Source organism: Agrobacterium vitis (assembly GCF_013426735.1).
GTDB classification, from domain to species: domain Bacteria; phylum Pseudomonadota; class Alphaproteobacteria; order Rhizobiales; family Rhizobiaceae; genus Allorhizobium; species Allorhizobium vitis_D.
In genome coordinates this window covers 244898-262176 of record NZ_AP023274.1, presented here as the reverse complement: position 1 = coordinate 262176, position 17279 = coordinate 244898, and the positions used below count along the sequence as shown (strand labels likewise).

Sequence of the window (17279 nt, the reverse complement as noted above, 5' to 3'; positions counted from 1 at the left end):
ACGCATGGCACTCAACGGCATGCGACTTTGGGAGGAAAGCACATGAAAAAGAACAGGCATGCGTTGACGCTTGTCGCGCTGTTGGTCGCCCCAGTGGGCGCGAATGCCAGTGATATGATCACCGGCGACACGGTGGGCCCGGCTGACGCCCCCAATAAGATGACATTCCGCATGACCACCGACGGCCCGCGCAACAACGATCCGGTTGTGGCTGAAGGCTATGGCAAGCTGTTCAATCAGTTTATTGCCAAGCACCCCGGCTGGCGCATTGAATTGCAGATGATGACGGGGGATATCAGCCAGGAGCAGGCCCGCATGGTGGAGCAGGCCAAGTCCGGCAATGCACCCGATTGCGCTGCCGTGGACTCCTTCGTGCTACCTGTTTTTAAAAAGGCTGGCGTGCTGAAGTCCTTCTCGCCCTATTTTACCAAGGAAGAGATCGACCAGCTTTTCCCCTTCATTCGCGAGGGCGTTACCGGAACGGACGGCCAGATTTATGCCTGGTGGTGGTCTACCGATCTTCGCGTTCTCTATCGCAACAAGGAGATCATTCCCGATGCGCCGCAGACATGGGACGAGACCAAAAAGGCCGCGCTGCACTCCGTGAAAGAGGGCATGGAAGGTATTCTGTTCAACGGCTCGCGTTATGAAGGTACCACCTTTGACTGGCTGGCCAATTTCTGGGCGCAAGGTGGCAAGCTGGTGGATGAGAACGGCAAGCCGATCTTCGGCGAAGGCGCTGAGCGGGAAAAATTCGTCACGGCGGTGAATTACTATCGCGATCTGGTGGAGGCCGGTGCGGCCCCCAAGCGCGTGGCCACCATTGGCAATTATGATGATTTCAATGCCGCCGCAGCCGCTGGCACCACGGCGCTGTTTGTCGGTGGCAATTGGCAATATGGCCAGCTGCAAGCCGCCCTTGAGCCGGAAGAACTGGCAAAATGGACATTCTCACCCCTGCCCGGCCCCACCAAGGATCAGCGCTCGACCGGCACAGGTGGCTGGACGGTTGCTTCTTTCGCGTCCGATCCGGCCAAGGTAAAAATGTGCGCCGATCTGGCTCGTGATGTCTATATGGGACCTGCCAACGAGGTTCAGGGGCAGCTGCCAACCCGCGCCGACCTTTATGAAAAGTACAAGATTTTCTCCTCTGACATCAACAAAGCTTTCTCGGAGGCCCTGAAAGTCGGGCAAGCTCGGCCCGGTGCGCCGGTCTATCCCGAAATCTCCAATCAGATCCAGATCATAATGGGCAAGGTGCTGACGGGCACGCAAGCCACGGATGCGGCGGTTGATGAAGCCTTCAAGGCTTCACTTGCGGCCTATGATCGCCACTGAACTCCCTTTGATGCTGCGGGACCCAAGGGTTCCGCAGCGCTTTGTGGTCTGAATCCAAAAGGTGCACTCCATGGCAACAATCAGCTTGCAGGCGGGCAAACAAATGGGTGCCGCCCGAAGCCGTCACAGACCAAAGGCAGCGCCCTGGCTTATGCCGCTGATTTTGGTGCTCGGCATTTTCTACCTTTATCCGGTGCTGGATGTTCTGCGTCTTGCCTTCACCAGAGCCACCCTGCTCGGGGATGATGGTGGCTATACCATCACAACATTGATCAACACGCTGACCCGCGCAGAAATTCCGCAGATCCTGTGGGTCACGCTCACCTTCACGGCTGGATCGGTTCTGGCGCAGCAACTGTTTGGTCTTGTGATCGCATTGGTGGTGGTGCGGGCAGAAAGACGCGGTCTGTTCGGTGCGACAATCCTGCGAACCACGGCGCTGATTGCCTGGGTGGTGCCGGGCATTGCTGGCGGGATTATCTGGAAAATGCTGTTTAACGAGGCCCCGTTTGGCGGGCTGAACAGCCTGCTCCGGCTTGTGGGAGCCGGCCCCGTGCAATGGCTTTCCGATCCCAACCTGGTGATGTGGTCGGTGGTGTTGTCCAATGTCTGGCGCGGCACCGCCTTTTCCATGGTGGTGATGTATGCGGCCATCAAAGCCATTGATCCGGTGCTTTATGAGGCTGCGGCTGTAGATGGGGCGCGGGCCGATCAGCGGCTGCGCTATGTTACCCTGCCGCAGCTAAAATCGGCCATTCTGGTCAATCTGATTTTGATCACCATCCAGACGCTCAACACCTTCGATGCGATCATCTCCCTCACCGGCGGCGGACCGGGACGGGTGACAGAGGTACTGTCGCTCTACACGTTCAATGTGGTGTTTCGCAATTATGATCTGGCGGCGGGCGCTGTCCTGTCCATCCTCATGCTGGTAATCTCGCTGACGCTGGCCTTGATCTATGCCGCCTTCCTGCCAAAGGGAGATGACCAATGAAAACCCGCACAAGTGAGCGCCTTGGTGATGCTCTGAGCTATCTTTTCATGGCCATTACCTTTGCTTTTTTCGCATGGCCGCTGCTGTGGCTTTTGTCTTTGGCGCTCAGAACCCGCAAGGAAGTGTTTCTGGGTGTCACTCGCTTCATTCCCAAAGCACCGACACTGGATAATTTTGCGATGATCCTGTCCTCGGACAAGTTTATTTCTTACCTTTGGAATGCGCTGAAACTCTCCTGCCTGTCAGCGGCAGGCTGCCTGATCGTGGCCTTGCCTGCGGCCTATGCCTTTTCGCGCTTTCAGTTCAAGGGCAAAGGCGCGTGGATGATGGCGCTGTTGTCGGTGCAAATGATCTCCCCGCTGGTGATCATGGTGCCGCTCTATCGCTATATGGCGGCCATGGGCCTGCTGGACAGCCATTTCGGCACCACCATGGTCTATGTGGCGCTTGCCGTTCCGGTCTCCACCTGGATTTTGAAAGGCTCAATCGACGGCATTCCCAAAACCCTTGATGAAGCGGCGATGATGGATGGCTGCACCCGGTTTGGCGTATTTGTCAGCGTTATCCTGCCGCTGTCCACGCCGGGCATCGCTTCGGCCTTCATCATCGCGGTCATCAGCGGCTGGTCGCAATTTCTGGTGCCGTTTCTGCTGATTACCAAGGAATCCCTCACCCCGATTGGCGTCGGGATTTTTCAATATGCCGGTACGCAAAATGACTCTTCCATCCAACTTCTCGCGGCGGCCTGCCTTGTCTCGGTGGTGCCAGCCATCATCGCCTTCCTCTCGCTCCAGCGCCTGATATTGGGCGCGATGACCGCCGGAGCCGTGAAGGGCTGAACCTATCCTGTTGAAAGACTTTAGGAAAATATCATGAGCCTGACCTACACCCAACGCCTTGAGCGCATCGAAGTTCGCAACGCAGAATTCCAGTTCTGGCGCGCCCGCAAAACAGTTGAACTGACCGGCTGGAGTTTCAATGGCCAACCCATTGCCGTTGGCGAATCCTGGCCACACAAGTCTCCACCCATTGGCTTCACAACGGATGTAACCGTGCCGGACGGCTGGCCGCTTGCGGATACCTATCTTTACCTCAACCTCGGCGGCGAAAGCCTTCTGAGCATCACAGCGCAAGATGGCACCACCAAGCGATATGGGCTTGACCCCTACCACCGCGAATTTGCAGCGCCTTCGCAAAGCTTTTCGCTACACGCACAATCCGTTCCGCGTCTGCCTTTTGGTGAGCCAGTGAGGGCACCAAAGCTGGAGCGGGCCGAATTGTTCTGGATAGACCGCTCCGTGGACCGCATGTGGCTGTTGATGCGCCAGATTGCCGAAGCACTAAGGGTGTTGGATGGTCATGATGTGGTGCCCTATTTGCTGGATGCTGCCGAACAGGCGTTTTACGCCATCGATTGGCCATCGGCGACGGCAGACTATGTGGCGCGCACTGCCCCTGCGGTGATGCAACAAAAGATCTGGCAACTGCCAGAGTTGAAGGCCGATCCCGAAGGTCTGACCGACGCCCAGCGCGCCAAACTGGATCAAGCCTATGAGGCGCTGATGGTGCGCCTTGGCGAACTTCGTGAACGATTCCCCCCACAGGGCAAGGTGGCATTGACCGGTCATGCTCATATCGATCTGTGCTGGCTCTGGCCCTATGACGAGACTCGCCGCAAGATGCGCCGCACCTTCCACACGGCGCTGTCGATCATGGAAACATCGAAGGATTTCCGCTTTAACCAGTCCACCGCCCACTATTACTGGCAGTTGGAAGAGGATGATCCTGAACTGCTCGACAAAATCGTCGAACGCGCCAAGGACGGCCAGTGGGAAACACTCGGCGGCATGTGGATTGAACCCGACACCAATATGCCCACAGGCGAAAGCCTGACCCGGCAAATCCTCTACGGCCAGCGCTATTTCGAGAAAAGATTTGGCACGCGCCACAGCGTCTGCTGGCTGCCGGATTGCTTTGGCTTTGCCGGAGCCTTGCCGCAGCTTCTCAAGCAGGGCGGCATGAAAAGCTTCTTCACCATCAAGGTCAATTGGTCCGAAAGCAACCACATCCCTGCCGATCTGTTCTGGTGGGAGGGGCTGGATGGCAGCCGGGTGCTGGCCCATTCGTTTGACAATCCGATGGAGGGCTATAACGGCTTTGTGCGTCCGGATTGCATTACGCCAACATGGAAAAACTATCGCCAGAAAGACCGTCACGACACCACATTGCTCTGCGTCGGCTATGGTGACGGCGGCGGTGGCCCAAGCCCGGAAATGGTGGTGCGGGAAGAGCAGCTGCGTGTATTCCCAGCCATCCCGGAAGCGCGCTGGACCCGCGTGCATGATTTTTTTGAAGATGCCCATGCAATGGCGAAAACCACGCCCATATCCGTGTGGAAAGGCGAGATCTATCTGGAACTGCACCGCGCCACGCTGACCACGCAAAGCGCCATCAAAAAACTGCACCGCAAGGCCGAGCGTAGCTTGATTACAGCGGAAACGCTCGCATCCCTTGGCCATCTTCTGGGAGCGGACAAACCGCGGTCAATGGAGCCGGAATGGCGGGTGGTGCTGAAAAACGAGTTCCATGACATTCTTCCCGGCTCTTCGATTGCCGAGGTTTATGTGGATGCGAAAGTCGAGCTTGAACAGGTGCTTATTGATGGCGCGGCGGCGCAAAAAGCGGCCGTCGATGCCATTCTTGCGCAATTGCCTGAGGGCAATGAAGGTGCTGTGCTGGTGATCAACCCCACGCTCAGCCCCCGGCCAATCCGCCTGACCCTGAAGGATGAAAGCATCGCAGCTGACGGCTTGGTGCCAGCCCTTGGTGTGAGCGTTTTGCCAGCCAGCGCCCTGGACCCCAAACCGGGCTTGAAAGCGACGCAAAATACGCTGGAAAATGACATCATCAAGGTGACGCTGGCAGACGATGGCTCGATTGCCTCCATCCTGCACAAAGCATCGGGCCGTGAAGCGGTCGAGGGCGGTGCCAACCGGCTGATTGCCTATACGGCCGATAAACCACGCAACTGGGATGCCTGGGATGTGGAAGAGGATTACGGCCAAAAATCCGAGGAGTTGAGCGGATACGAGTCCATCGAGCTTGTTGAAAACACCGCCCATCGCGCCGCCATCCGCATCAAGCGTCGCTGGCGCGATTCCACCATTGTGCAAACATTGAGCCTTGCCGCTAATGCTCGCCGCCTCGATATTTTCACCGAGATTGACTGGCATGAGCGCCGCGTCATGCTGCGCACCGAAAATGGCGTGGCGGTCAGTGCTGCCCGCGCCACCTGCGAAGTGGCCTACGGCGTTGTGGAGCGCCCCACCCATTCCAACACCTCGTGGGATGAGGCGATGTTTGAAGCACCGGCGCATCGGTTTATCGATCTGTCCGAGCCGGGCTTTGGCATGGCCTTGCTGAATGATGCCAAATATGGCCACTCGGCCCGTGGCAATGTATTGGGCTTATCCTTGCTGCGCTCGCCCATCTATCCTGATCCGCTGGCCGATGAAGGCTATCAATCCTTTACATATGCGCTGATGCCGCATGAAGGCACATGGTACGAAGGCCAGGTGCGCGAGGAAGCCGATGATCTGAACCAGCCGCTGATTGCCATTCCTGTGTCGGATAAAGCGGCAGGCGAATGGTGCCCGTTGAAGGCAGCAGGGCTGGATGTCGCGCTTTCTGTCATCAAACCTGCCGAGGATGGCAATGGTTTGATTGTGCGGGTGTATGAGCCAGCCGGTCGCCGGGGTGGTTTCCAGCTTACGCCGCCTGAAGGTTGGGCGGTCAGCGGCGCACTCAGCATTATGGAAGAACCAATGGAGACGGCGGATGCGGATGCACTGAGGCCCTTTGAGGTGAAGAGTTGGCGTCTGTCGAAAACCGCTTGAAAATGCTTTCACCCCGCACGTCTATGGTGCATGGTTTCCTCGCTGCCGTTGTCCGGCGGCGAGGAGATTGACGATTACGATGAGTTATTCCGGAGCCAATGGCGAGCAGGCCGCAGCCCTCAACAGGGCCATCATCCTGAACGCCATTCACCGTGGCGGGCCAATTTCGCGTACCGAAATTGCCAAGCTTTCGCGCCTGACAAAGCAGGCTGTCACCCGGATTGTCGATAAACTGCTGGATGAGGGGCTGGTGATGGAAGCGCGCCGCCGCCAAGGCTTGCGCGGCCAACCGGCCATCGAGCTGGAGATTGACCCTGAGGGGGCCTTTGCCATCGGAGCCAATATTGACCGTGATCACCTGACCATTGTGGCGGTGGATGCGGTGGGCAATGTGCGCGGGCGTATTCACCATGAAGCGCGGTTTTTGCTGCCGGATGCCTTTGTAAAGCTGATGGAAGACGCCGTATCGTCCTTCCTGCGTCGCAAGGTTATCCACGAATCGAGACTTGCGGGCATTGGCCTTGCCATTCCCGACTGGCTGGGTGAGGTGCAGGTGATTGGCCTGCCAGACACGTATAGCCAGTGGAACGGTTTTGACGTGCGCGCCGCGCTGTCACATATCACTGACCATCCCATCTATATCGACAATGACGCCAATGCGGCGGCTTTGGGCGAGATTGAATATGGGCTGGGCACCGAAATGCGCAGCTTTTTCTATATTCTCATATCCGCCTGTCTCGGCGGTAGTCTGGTAATTGATGGTGTGCGCCACAAGGGCGCAGGCGGGCTGGGTGGCGAAATCGGCTGGTTGCCCACGGCGGTCACAACCGGTCCCTTTGCCGGGGAAACCAGGCCGCTGGGCGATATGCTGTCGATGTTCGTGCTGCTCGATTACCTTGCGGACAATGGTGTGGATGTGGCGACACCTGCAGATCTGTTGACGCTGGATGGACGGGGACGCGCCCTTCTCAGCGGTTGGCTGAAGAAAATGGCCGTCAACCTTGCCGAAGCTGTCAGCGACATCGGCATGGTGGTGGACCCCGATGGCATTATTCTGGGTGGACGCCTGCCGGTGCGGCTGATTGATGAATTGCTGCTCTACGTGCATGAGGAAATCAGCCGACGGGGCGCGTTGGCCCCAAGCCTACACCGTGCGGCAGCCTCAGAGGATGCGGCAGCCCTTGGTGCTGCCGCCATGGCGCTCGCCGACCGGCTCTGTCTTCCCTCTGCCGATTCTGCCCATCTCAGCCGTTCACCGCTGACGACAGCGATACGACCTGCATCGATCAATTCGATTTTGGCAGCAGCAGTTCGATAAACGGCGCAACAGCAGCACCATAAGCGGCGTCGCGGTCTGGAAAGCTCAAGGGGCGAACAGGCGGGATCCATGCTGCGGGGACAAAATATCGCTCTTTGCTCAGTCGGGCTTCGGCAATTTTTTCAATCAACCGATCTATGACAGCGGCGGGCAATTGCCCGCCCAGCAGCATGGCTCCGGGTGAAATGAAACCGGCAATGGTGACAACGCCGTCCAGAAGGCGACTGGCGGCCTGTTCAATCCAGCGATCAACCTCGCTTTCACCCTGCTCGGCAATGAAAGCCCTGTAAGACGCCGCACTCGCCATCACATCCAGTGTGCCTTCCGCCAGGCCAGGACGCATGGCACCAATTGCGCCCGCTCTGCCATGCGTGCCGCGGTAAAAGCGGCCATTGATGATCAGGCCCGCCTGCACCTGTTCATCAATCAGCACAACAACCAGCCCGCCTTCCGGCTCACCGATGCCAAACAATCTCTCCCCAGCCAGCACCGCATCGGGTTTGGACAGAGTAAAGTTTGGCAATTCGCCAAAAGCCGTCGTGAATGCATCATCCTTGTCTGCATTCATCACCACGCCGACACCGATGGGGGCGGGGAAGCCCACCTCTGCCTGCACAATCTGCCGAACAGCAGCAAAGAAGGCTTCATCTTGATCAAAGCGCTGATAAAGCACCATGGCACCAGCGAGATTGCACAGAGCAAGGGAGCCACCATTCTGGCAACGCTCAACACCAAGACCGTAAGCGCCGGATGACACAAGTGAAAATTCCGCCGCTTTATAGCGTGTACTGGTCTGGCGATTGCCCTTGGACACAAGGCCTGCCGACAACAGCCGTTGAAGAATGCCGGTAATGGCAGGCTCTGTGAGCTTAAGCCGTGCGGCAAGCTCCTGGCGCGTCATCGGCCCTTCACGCAGCAAAAGCGCAGAAACGGTGCGTCCGTTATGATCTGCGATATCTTCAGGACTGAGGCCCTGAGCGTCGCGATCCTCCAAGAGCCGAACCGTCTGATGCCTTACAAGTCGTCGTCCCACACTCAAACTTCCATCGGCGGTTTCATTGTAATCTTTGCTGTTAGCAAAAAAGAAAACAAACAGGCTTTGCTCAATGCAGTCAATCGACTCCGTCGAAGCGTCGACGGCCTTGTCGCAGTTTTTTGCAAAGAGATTACGGAAGTGTCAGCGGATCTATGCATAAAAATAACGCAGCATACATGCCTGCCTAGAATTACACCAAAATTCGCTTGAACGATTGAAAAATATCTATACTGAAATTCAAGTGATATTTTTTAATCAGGACCCGCATCTTGGATATTGAAAGCGTAACATCAGCGCAAGAGCGCATGTCGATGTCGCAACGGATCATTCAGGCCACCCTATCGCCTGCCCACCGGCAGATCGCAGATTATGTGCTGGATTATCCTTTGCGCGTTGCCGCCATGCGGGCTGAAGAATTGGCCGAGATCGTTCATGTGTCGGTTCCAACCGTCAATCGCTTTGCTCGCGCCCTGGGTTTTGCGGGTTACGCGCAATTTCGTGCCGATCTGGTGCTGGGGTACGAGACGGCTTTGGCACCTGTGGAAAAATTACAGCGACGGTCGCAGGCGGCAACCAGCCCCGCAGATGTGTTTGCCAACAACCTGGCCATGATAACCAGGAATATTGAGAGAACCCATCAGGCTCTCGATACCGACACGCTATCGCGGGCTATCGGTCTCGTTTTGTCCGCCCGCCGTATTTCTATCATCGGCCTTGGCAGCAGCGCCTGGCTTGGCGGCCTTATGCAGCGGCGGTTTGATCTGTTTTGTGATGATGTTCGCCTGCTGGCCACCGTCGAAGGTGCATCCTTCGCAGCGCGGGCTTTGCGCAATGTTCGCGCCGGTGACCTTCTCATCGCCATCGCCTTTCCACGCTACATGGCCGATACGGTGACGCTGGCAAAACGCATGCGCGATGCGGGGGCCGATGTTCTGGCACTGACCGATAATGCCAGCTCGCCGCTGGTAGCCCATGCCACAATGACACTGTTTGCGCAGATCGAGAGCGATTATTTCGCCAGTTGCGAAGCCAGCGCGCTGGCCTTGATCGAGTCACTCTCGGCTGCCGTGTCCTATGCCTCGGGCCGTTCCATGCAGGCCGCCACCCAGCTTGTTGATACCGTGCTTCCCTATCTGCACAGCGGCCCAAACCACCATCATCGGGCATCGGCGAAACCGTTAGCCGAAGACGACGAACCCGAGCTTGACTGATGCCTTCTCTGACCCATTTTCATTGAGACGATCTGCCATGACCTCTTCTGCGACCCTGCCCCAAACCGCACCCTCTCTGCTGGACAATCAGGTTCTGGCGGTGGATGACCTGACGGTATCCTTTGCCACATCCGAGGGCCGGGTGCAGGCCGTGCGCAATGTCAGCTTCGCGGTTGGCCGGGGTGAAACGCTTGCGATTGTTGGTGAATCTGGCTCTGGCAAATCTGTCACCTCGCTGGCGTTGATGCGCCTAATTGAGCATGGCGGTGGGCGGATTGATAGCGGTGCTATGCTGTTTCGCCCCAGCAATGGCAAGGTGCTGGATCTGGCAAAAGCCGATACGCCGACCATGCGCAGCATTCGCGGGGCCGACATTGCGATGATCTTTCAGGAACCGATGACATCGCTCAACCCGGTGTTTACCGCTGGCGAACAGATTGCTGAATCCATCCGCCTGCACCAGAAAATGAACGAGGCCAGCGCCAAGGCGGAAGCGCTGCGCATGCTGGATCTGGTGCGCATTCCAGAGGCCAAACATGTGTTTGGCCGCTATCCGCATCAACTGTCCGGCGGCATGCGCCAGCGGGTGATGATTGCCATGGCGCTGGCCTGCCGCCCTTCCTTGCTGATTGCCGATGAACCCACAACGGCGCTGGATGTGACCGTGCAGGCGCAGATTTTGCAGCTGATCCGCCAGCTTCAGGACGACATGAACATGGGCGTGTTGTTCATCACCCACGATATGGGCGTGGTGGCAGAAATTGCCGACCGCGTGCTGGTGATGCGCCAGGGCGAAAAGGTCGAGCATGGCGCGTCGAAAGATGTGTTCGAGCGCCCGAACCATCCCTATACCAAAGCCCTTCTGGCCGCCGTACCGCGCCTTGGAGCCATGGCGGGCACCGATGGTCCGCGCGCCTTTGATCTGGTGGGGGCCGATAGCACTCAGACCCATACTGAGCAGCCCCCTGCACGGTTTGATCTGCCACCGATTTTGAAAGTGCGTGATCTGGTCACCCGCTTTGACGTTCGGCGCGGCCTGTTCAATCGGGTTGATCGGTCAGTTCATGCGGTGGAAAAGGTCAGTTTTGATCTGCATGCCGGGGAAACCTTGGCATTGGTGGGCGAATCCGGCTGCGGCAAATCCACCACGGGCCGTTCACTCTTGCGTCTAGTTAACAGCCAAAGCGGCAGCGTCGAATTTGATGGCCGCAATGTTCTTGATCTTCCGGCCAGCGAGCTGCGCGGCCTTCGCCGCAGCATTCAGCTGGTGTTTCAAGACCCATTCGCCTCGCTGGACCCAAGGCTGACGGTTGGTTTTTCCATTATGGAGCCGCTGCTGATCCACGGCATTGCCAAGGGCGAGGAAGCGAGACAGCGCGTGGCATGGCTGTTGGAACGGGTGGGCCTGTCGGCTGCCCACTCTGAGCGCTATCCGCATGAATTCTCCGGCGGCCAGCGCCAGCGCATTGCCATTGCCCGCGCCTTGGCGCTGAACCCGAAAGTGGTGGTGGCCGATGAATCGGTCTCAGCGCTGGATGTGTCGATTCAGGCGCAGATCGTCAACTTGCTGCTGGAATTGCAGCGGGATCTGGGCATTTCCTACCTGTTCATTTCCCACGACATGGCCGTGGTGGAGCGCGTCAGCCACCGGGTGGCGGTGATGTATCTGGGGCAGATCGTCGAGATTGGCCCGCGCCGGGCCATTTTTGAAAACCCGCAGCACCCCTATACCAAAAAGCTGATGGCCGCCGTGCCGATTGCCGATCCGGCCCGCCGCCATTTGAAACGGCAATTTACTGTTGAAGACCTGCCAAGCCCAATGCGCAAAAAGGGCGATGAGCCGGTGGTGGAAGCCTTGCACGAGGTGTCACCCGGCCATTTCGTGGCCCGGCACAGCGTTGGCGCGTTTAAAATGTAAATCAAAACTTACCGAACTGACCCAACCAGCACAGGAGATATTGATGAAGCATAGATTTTCGTCCCGGCTCGCATCTGCCACGGTCTTGGCAGGCCTTCTCACTATGGGTGCGGGACAGGCACTTGCCGCTGGCAGCGTGGTTCTGGCCCTCAATACGCAGGCTGAAACGCTGGACCCCTATAACACCAACACCACGCTGACCACTGCCGTCACCAAATCGTTCTACGAGGGCCTGTTTGGTTTCGACAAGGATTTGAAGGTGCAGCCGGTTCTGGCAACGGGCTACACTGTCTCCGATGACGGTCTGGTCTATATAATCAAGCTGCGTGACGGTGTGAAGTTTCAGGACGGCACCGATTTCAATGCGGATGCCGTGAAGGTCAATTTTGACCGTGTGCGCAATAGAGAGAACAAACTCGCCCGCTTCAACCAGTTCAACCAGATCGACAAGATTGAGGTTGTGTCGCCGCTTGAAGTGCGCATCACGCTGAAGCAGCCTTTTGGCCCGTTCATCAACTCGCTGGCCCATGCCTCTGCTGCGATGATCTCGCCAGCAGCACTGACAAAATGGGGCAACAAGGAAATCGCCTTCCATCCGGTTGGCACCGGCCCGTTCGAATTTGTCGAATGGAAACAGACTGATTACGTCAAGGCCAAGAAGTTTGATGGCTACTGGCGCAAGGGCTTCCCAAAGGTGGACGAAATTACCTGGAAGCCAGTGCCTGATAACAACACCCGCGCTGCCATGTTGCAGACCGGCGAGGCTGATTTTGCCTATCCCATGCCCTATGAGCAGGTGGCAACGCTGAAGCAGAACACCAAGCTTGAGGTGACGGTTTCGCCGTCGATCATTGAGCGTTACGTCAGCTTCAACATGCTGCAAAAGCCGTTTGATGATCTGCGCGTGCGTCAGGCCATCAACTATGCCATCAACAAAGAAGCCCTTGCCAAGGTTGCGTTTAGCGGCTTTGCCAAGCCCGCAGAAGGCGTTGTGCCAGAAGGCGTTCTCTACGCCCACAAGATTGCACCATGGCCTTATGATCCAGCCAAGGCACGCGCTTTGTTGAAGGAAGCAGGCTATCCAAACGGCTTTGAATCCACCCTGTGGAGCGCCTACACCACCACCACAGCGCAAAAGGCCATTCAGTTCTTGCAGCAGCAATTGCAGCAGGTTGGCATCAAGGTGACGCTTCAGGCGCTTGAGCCGGGCCAGCGGGTAGAATGGGTGCAGACACCCCCCGATCCAAAGACCGCCAAGGTGCGGATGTATTATACCGGATGGTCATCTTCGACTGGCGAAGCCGATTGGGCATTGCGTCCGCTGCTGGCCACCGAAGCCTGGCCGCCAGCACTCTACAACACCGCCTATTACAGCAATCCCGTTGTGGATGATCTGATTGCCAAGGCGATGAAGACCACCAAGGACGACGAAAAGAAGACCTTCTATGCCGATGCACAAGAACAGATCATGAAGGATCTGCCTTGGGCTCCGCTGGTGACAGAAAACAATGTGTCGGCTGCCGCGACAAAGCTTGAAGGCGTCTATGTCATGCCTGATGGCAATATCGACAGCTCGGATATTGCGCTGAAACAATAAGACTTTCTGAAAACACGATCCCGGCGCTGTTGTAGCGCCGGGACATTCCTTTTACGCATTTCCGAACGCAAAACCGCGATACACTTTTGCTGGAAATGCTCTCATCTCTCCTGAAGGCTTTCGCTGCGGTTGCCATGTTCAATTATTTTCTCAAGCGCCTGTTCGGGCTGCTGCCCACACTTCTGATCGTCGCCGTTCTGGTGTTTCTGTTTGTGCATATGCTGCCGGGTGATCCGGCACGCCTTGCGGCAGGGCAGGATGCGGACGAGCAGACCGTGGCGCTGGTGCGCAGCGAACTGGGCCTCGACAAGCCGCTGCCCCAGCAATTTGTCGAGTATTTCACCCGCATGTTGCATGGCGACCTTGGGGTGTCGATCCGCACCCATCGCCCTGTGTCTGTTGAAATTGGCGAGCGCTTCATGCCCACCATGCTGCTGACGCTAACCAGCATGATCTGGTCCGTCTCCGTTGGCATGATCATTGGCGTATTTTCTGCCGTGTTTCGCAACCGCTGGCCGGATCGGCTGGGCATGACCGTTGCCGTGTCTGGCATTTCCTTTCCGGCCTTTGCGCTGGGCATGTTGCTGATGCAAATCTTCTCCGTCTGGCTTGGATGGCTGCCCACCGTGGGGGCCGACAGCTGGCGGCATTATATTCTGCCGTCGCTGACGCTTGGGGCAGGCGTTGCCGCCGTCATGGCCCGCTTTACCCGCGCCGCCTTTGTCGATGTGATTCAGGAAGATTTCGTGCGCACCGCCCGCGCCAAGGGGCTGAATGAAAAAGTGGTGATTGCCAAACATTGCCTTCGCAATGCGCTGATCCCGATTGTCACCATGATGGGCCTGCAATTCGGCTTTCTGCTGGGCGGCTCCATTGTGGTGGAGGCGGTGTTCAACTGGCCGGGCGTTGGCCGTTTGCTGGTCGATGCGGTCAACCAGCGGGATTATCCGGTGATTCAGGCGCTCGTGCTGATGTTCTCGCTGGAATTCATCCTGATCAATCTTGTCGTGGATTTGCTCTACGGCGTCATCAATCCGACAATCCGTTATAAATGAGCCGGCCATGAGCAATTCAACATCTGCCGCCGCTGCACAGGCCAGCCGGGCTGTGCGCACGCCCTGGAGCGAATTCTGGCGCAAATTCAAACGTCAGCCCGTGGCGCTTGGGGCCTTGGCCTTCATTGTCATTCTGATGGTTCTGGCTATCGCGGCACCCGTGATTGCGCCCTATGACGCCGAAAATTTCTTTGACTACGACATGATCAATGCCGGGCCTTCCTTGAGCCATTGGTTTGGCGTTGATCCATTGGGCCGCGATATTTTCAGCCGCATTCTAATGGGTGCGCGCATTTCGCTGGCGACAGGCCTGTTGTCCGTGACGCTTGGCGGCTTTATCGGCACCGTCTTTGGCTTGCTGGCTGGCTATTATGAAGGCTGGTGGGATCGCGTGGTCATGCGCATCTGCGATGTGCTGTTTGCCTTTCCGGGCATTTTGCTGGCTTTGGGCATTGTTGCCATTCTCGGCAGTTCCATGGTCAATGTGGTGGCGGCCGTCGCTGTGTTTTCGGTTCCCGCCTTTGCCAGACTGGTGCGCAGCAGCACGCTGGTGCTGAAAAACATGACCTATATTGAAGCTGTAAGAAGTGTTGGCGCGTCAGACTTCATCATCCTGTTTCGCCATATTCTGCCGGGGGCTTTTTCGTCGATTGTGGTCTATTTCACCATGCGGCTTGGCACATCGATCATCACCGCCGCCAGCCTTTCCTTCCTTGGTCTCGGGGCACAGCCACCAACGCCGGAATGGGGTGCTATGTTAAATGACGCGCGCGCCGATATGGTCAATGCACCCCATGTGGCGCTGTTTCCAAGTCTTGCGATTTTCGTCACCGTTCTGGCCTTCAATCTGCTGGGCGATGGCCTTCGCGATGCGATTGACCCGAAAATCGACAGGAAATAACCTCTTCTATCTTGGAGTTCCCCATGAAAATTCTCATCTCTGTCGATATCGAAGGGGTTGCTGGCGTCTATCACCCGGAACAAACCCGCGCGGGCAATGGCGAATATGAACGCGCCCGCCTGTTGATGACGGACGAAGCCAACGCCGCCATTGCTGGTGCCTTTGATGCCGGGGCAACGGAGGTGTTTGTCAACGATTCCCACGGCTCGTTTCGCAACATGCCGCCAGATCGGCTGGACCCGCGCGCCCGCGCCATTCAGGGCAAGCCCCGCTACCTTAGCATGATGTCTGGCGTTGAACTTGGTGTCGATAGCGTTTGCCTGATCGGCTACCATTCTCGTGGGCAGGGCTTTGGCATTTTGGCCCACACCATCAACAGCTTTGCCTTTTCTCGGATTTTCCTCAACGGGCAGGAACTGGGCGAAGCGGGCATTTATGGTGCTTTGGCGGGTGAATATGGCGTGCCGGTGATTATGGGCAGCGGCGATGATGTGTTCATTGCCGAGAACCAAGACCTGTTTCCCAAAACCGTGTTTGTGGAGACCAAAAAGGCAAGCGGTGGCATCAGCGGCGTCAGCCTTTCTCCATCGGAATCCTGTCTTGCCATTCGTGAGGGCGCACGGGCTGCGGTGGAACAGGCAGGGCAAATACCCAAATTCACCCTGGCTGGCCCCATTTCTGTGACCATCGAAACCCAATCGACCAAACTTGCCGATCTGTTTTGCCAATGGCCAACCCTTGCCCGCACCAGCGGCAATCAGGTGGCATTTGAAGCGCCCACGGTGGAACATGCCGTGCGGATGATCAACAGCCTATCCGCCATGTCCACCATGCTGCGCTAACGGCGGGCGACCCATTTTTGAGCATTTCGAGGCATTCATGAGCGATACTCAACCAAATCCCATTGCCATTGCCATTCACGGCGGCTGTGGCGTGATGAACAAGGCGGATATGCCGGAGAGCGAATGGGAAGCCGCCCGCACTGACCTCAAACGCGCATTAAAGGCCGGATGGAGCCTGTTGCAACAAGGCGCATCCGCGCTTGATGCCGTGGAAGCCTCCGTGATGGTGATGGAAGATTCTGAGCATTTCAACGCAGGCCATGGTGCAGCCCTAAACACCGATGGCGAACACGAGTTGGATGCCTCCATCATGGATGGCCACACCCTTGAGGCCGGTGCCATTGCCATGGCACGCGCCATTCGCAACCCGATTTGTGCCGCCCGCAAACTGATGCACAGCGGCGAGACCGTGATGCTGGGAGCAAGTGCTGCCGATGCCTTTGCCCAGAAATCCGGCCTACCCATGGTGGAACAGTCTTATTTCACCACCGAGCGCCGGGTCAAAGCACTAGCATCCTTGAAGGAACACGCCAAAGCCGGAACGGCAGCCCTTGCCAGCGAGGCGGAAAAGCATGGCACGGTTGGAGCCGTCGCGCTGGACATCCACGGCCATCTTGCCGCCGCAACCTCCACCGGCGGCTTCAACGACAAGCCTTCAGGCCGCATTGGTGATACCGCTGTGATAGGCGCTGGAACCTATGCCTGCGATGGCGTGGTGGCTGTCTCCGGCACCGGCAAGGGTGAGTTTTTCATCCGCCATGCCGTGGGCCACGAAATCGCCAGCCGCATGCGGTATTTGGGCGAAAATCTGGAAGATGCCTGCCAGCATGTTGTGTTCACCGATCTTGCCCCCCACCATATCGGAGCAGGGCTTGTCGCAGTTGGCGCAGATGGCTCCATCGCCGCACCGTACAACACGGCGGGCATGTTTCGCGGCTGGATCAGTCCGGATGGGCACATGGTTGTCGCAAGCCATGACACGCTGTTTGAAGTGCATATTTAGAGAATTGTTTCGTTTTATGGAAACACTGAATATTGGAGCAGTGTCGGAGGTTGACCTCTATAATCACTCCCGTAGAGCCGTGATTTTTTGAGATAAGATGGAGATCGGCAGGCACGACGGGCGCTGTAGATCAGCCCGATCTCGTTACGATCTTGCAATTAAAGTCAGGC

At 57.3% G+C, this 17279-nt stretch carries 13 protein-coding genes; 12 read left to right on the top strand and 1 reads right to left on the bottom strand.

Annotated features, from left to right (window positions below; all coding sequences use genetic code 11):
- Positions 1 to 42 precede the first annotated feature (42 nt).
- The 5 genes from H1Y61_RS23360 to H1Y61_RS23340 all read left to right on the top strand — a co-directional run bounded on the left by H1Y61_RS23360 (position 43) and on the right by H1Y61_RS23340 (position 7546).
- Positions 43 to 1338 (top strand): extracellular solute-binding protein, encoded by a 1296-nt coding sequence (locus tag H1Y61_RS23360; RefSeq protein ID WP_180575276.1) that lies wholly within the window; start codon positions 43 to 45, stop codon positions 1336 to 1338.
- 70 nt (positions 1339 to 1408) lie between these two features.
- Positions 1409 to 2332 carry a carbohydrate ABC transporter permease gene (locus tag H1Y61_RS23355; RefSeq protein ID WP_180575275.1) on the top strand — a complete coding sequence of 308 codons (924 nt, stop codon included), beginning with the start codon at positions 1409 to 1411 and terminating at the stop codon, positions 2330 to 2332.
- Entirely contained in the window at positions 2329 to 3171 is an 843-nt protein-coding gene (locus H1Y61_RS23350) for a carbohydrate ABC transporter permease (protein ID WP_180575274.1), read from the top strand. Before H1Y61_RS23355 ends, H1Y61_RS23350 begins: the two co-directional genes overlap by 4 nt.
- 33 nt (positions 3172 to 3204) lie before the next feature.
- Positions 3205 to 6228, top strand: coding sequence for an alpha-mannosidase (locus H1Y61_RS23345; RefSeq protein WP_180575273.1), 3024 nt, complete (start codon positions 3205 to 3207; stop codon positions 6226 to 6228).
- Positions 6229 to 6307: 79 nt separating this feature from the next.
- Positions 6308 to 7546 carry an ROK family transcriptional regulator gene (locus H1Y61_RS23340; RefSeq protein WP_180575272.1) on the top strand — a complete coding sequence of 413 codons (1239 nt, stop codon included), beginning with the start codon at positions 6308 to 6310 and terminating at the stop codon, positions 7544 to 7546.
- On the opposite strand, the gene H1Y61_RS23335 is transcribed toward H1Y61_RS23340, so the two are convergent.
- Positions 7515 to 8540, bottom strand: a complete 1026-nt coding sequence (locus H1Y61_RS23335) for an ROK family transcriptional regulator (protein WP_235680969.1) — start codon at positions 8538 to 8540, stop codon at positions 7515 to 7517. The two genes, H1Y61_RS23340 and H1Y61_RS23335, sit on opposite strands and share 32 nt — an antisense overlap.
- A 311-nt stretch (positions 8541 to 8851) precedes the next feature.
- Between H1Y61_RS23335 and H1Y61_RS23330 the strand changes: the two genes are divergently transcribed.
- From H1Y61_RS23330 to H1Y61_RS23300, 7 genes are all read left to right on the top strand, one after another.
- The gene (locus H1Y61_RS23330; protein WP_180575270.1) at positions 8852 to 9793 is read left to right on the top strand and encodes a MurR/RpiR family transcriptional regulator; all 942 of its coding nucleotides are present in this window, start codon (positions 8852 to 8854) and stop codon (positions 9791 to 9793) included.
- Positions 9794 to 9830: 37 nt separating this feature from the next.
- Positions 9831 to 11711: a dipeptide ABC transporter ATP-binding protein gene (locus H1Y61_RS23325; RefSeq protein ID WP_180575269.1), complete on the top strand. Its 1881-nt coding sequence runs from the start codon at positions 9831 to 9833 to the stop codon at positions 11709 to 11711.
- Between the two features lie 43 nt (positions 11712 to 11754).
- Positions 11755 to 13308: a glutathione ABC transporter substrate-binding protein GsiB gene (gene gsiB, locus H1Y61_RS23320; protein ID WP_180575268.1), complete on the top strand. Its 1554-nt coding sequence runs from the start codon at positions 11755 to 11757 to the stop codon at positions 13306 to 13308.
- Positions 13309 to 13442: 134 nt separating this feature from the next.
- Positions 13443 to 14363, top strand: coding sequence for a glutathione ABC transporter permease GsiC (gene gsiC / locus H1Y61_RS23315; RefSeq protein ID WP_156618297.1), 921 nt, complete (start codon positions 13443 to 13445; stop codon positions 14361 to 14363).
- Positions 14364 to 14370: 7 nt separating this feature from the next.
- Complete coding sequence (gene gsiD / locus H1Y61_RS23310; RefSeq protein ID WP_180575267.1) at positions 14371 to 15264, top strand: glutathione ABC transporter permease GsiD; 894 nt, start codon at positions 14371 to 14373, stop codon at positions 15262 to 15264.
- Positions 15265 to 15287: 23 nt separating this feature from the next.
- Complete coding sequence (locus H1Y61_RS23305; RefSeq protein WP_180575266.1) at positions 15288 to 16106, top strand: M55 family metallopeptidase; 819 nt, start codon at positions 15288 to 15290, stop codon at positions 16104 to 16106.
- Between the two features lie 37 nt (positions 16107 to 16143).
- Positions 16144 to 17109: an isoaspartyl peptidase/L-asparaginase family protein gene (locus H1Y61_RS23300; RefSeq protein ID WP_180575265.1), complete on the top strand. Its 966-nt coding sequence runs from the start codon at positions 16144 to 16146 to the stop codon at positions 17107 to 17109.
- The last annotated feature ends 170 nt before the right edge of the window (positions 17110 to 17279 follow it).

Excerpts from the sequence above, each read along its gene's own strand:
- H1Y61_RS23340 (WP_180575272.1), top strand. The coding sequence starts at position 6,308 with ATGAGTTATTCCGGAGCCAATGGCGAGCAGGCCGCAGCCCTCAACAGG.
- H1Y61_RS23305 (WP_180575266.1), top strand. The coding sequence starts at position 15,288 with ATGAAAATTCTCATCTCTGTCGATATCGAAGGGGTTGCTGGCGTCTAT.
- H1Y61_RS23350 (WP_180575274.1), top strand. The coding sequence starts at position 2,329 with ATGAAAACCCGCACAAGTGAGCGCCTTGGTGATGCTCTGAGCTATCTT.
- H1Y61_RS23325 (WP_180575269.1), top strand. The coding sequence starts at position 9,831 with ATGACCTCTTCTGCGACCCTGCCCCAAACCGCACCCTCTCTGCTGGAC.
- gsiD (WP_180575267.1), top strand. The coding sequence starts at position 14,371 with ATGAGCAATTCAACATCTGCCGCCGCTGCACAGGCCAGCCGGGCTGTG.
- H1Y61_RS23300 (WP_180575265.1), top strand. The coding sequence starts at position 16,144 with ATGAGCGATACTCAACCAAATCCCATTGCCATTGCCATTCACGGCGGC.
- gsiC (WP_156618297.1), top strand. The coding sequence starts at position 13,443 with ATGTTCAATTATTTTCTCAAGCGCCTGTTCGGGCTGCTGCCCACACTT.
- gsiB (WP_180575268.1), top strand. The coding sequence starts at position 11,755 with ATGAAGCATAGATTTTCGTCCCGGCTCGCATCTGCCACGGTCTTGGCA.
- H1Y61_RS23345 (WP_180575273.1), top strand. The coding sequence starts at position 3,205 with ATGAGCCTGACCTACACCCAACGCCTTGAGCGCATCGAAGTTCGCAAC.
- H1Y61_RS23355 (WP_180575275.1), top strand. The coding sequence starts at position 1,409 with ATGGCAACAATCAGCTTGCAGGCGGGCAAACAAATGGGTGCCGCCCGA.
- H1Y61_RS23360 (WP_180575276.1), top strand. The coding sequence starts at position 43 with ATGAAAAAGAACAGGCATGCGTTGACGCTTGTCGCGCTGTTGGTCGCC.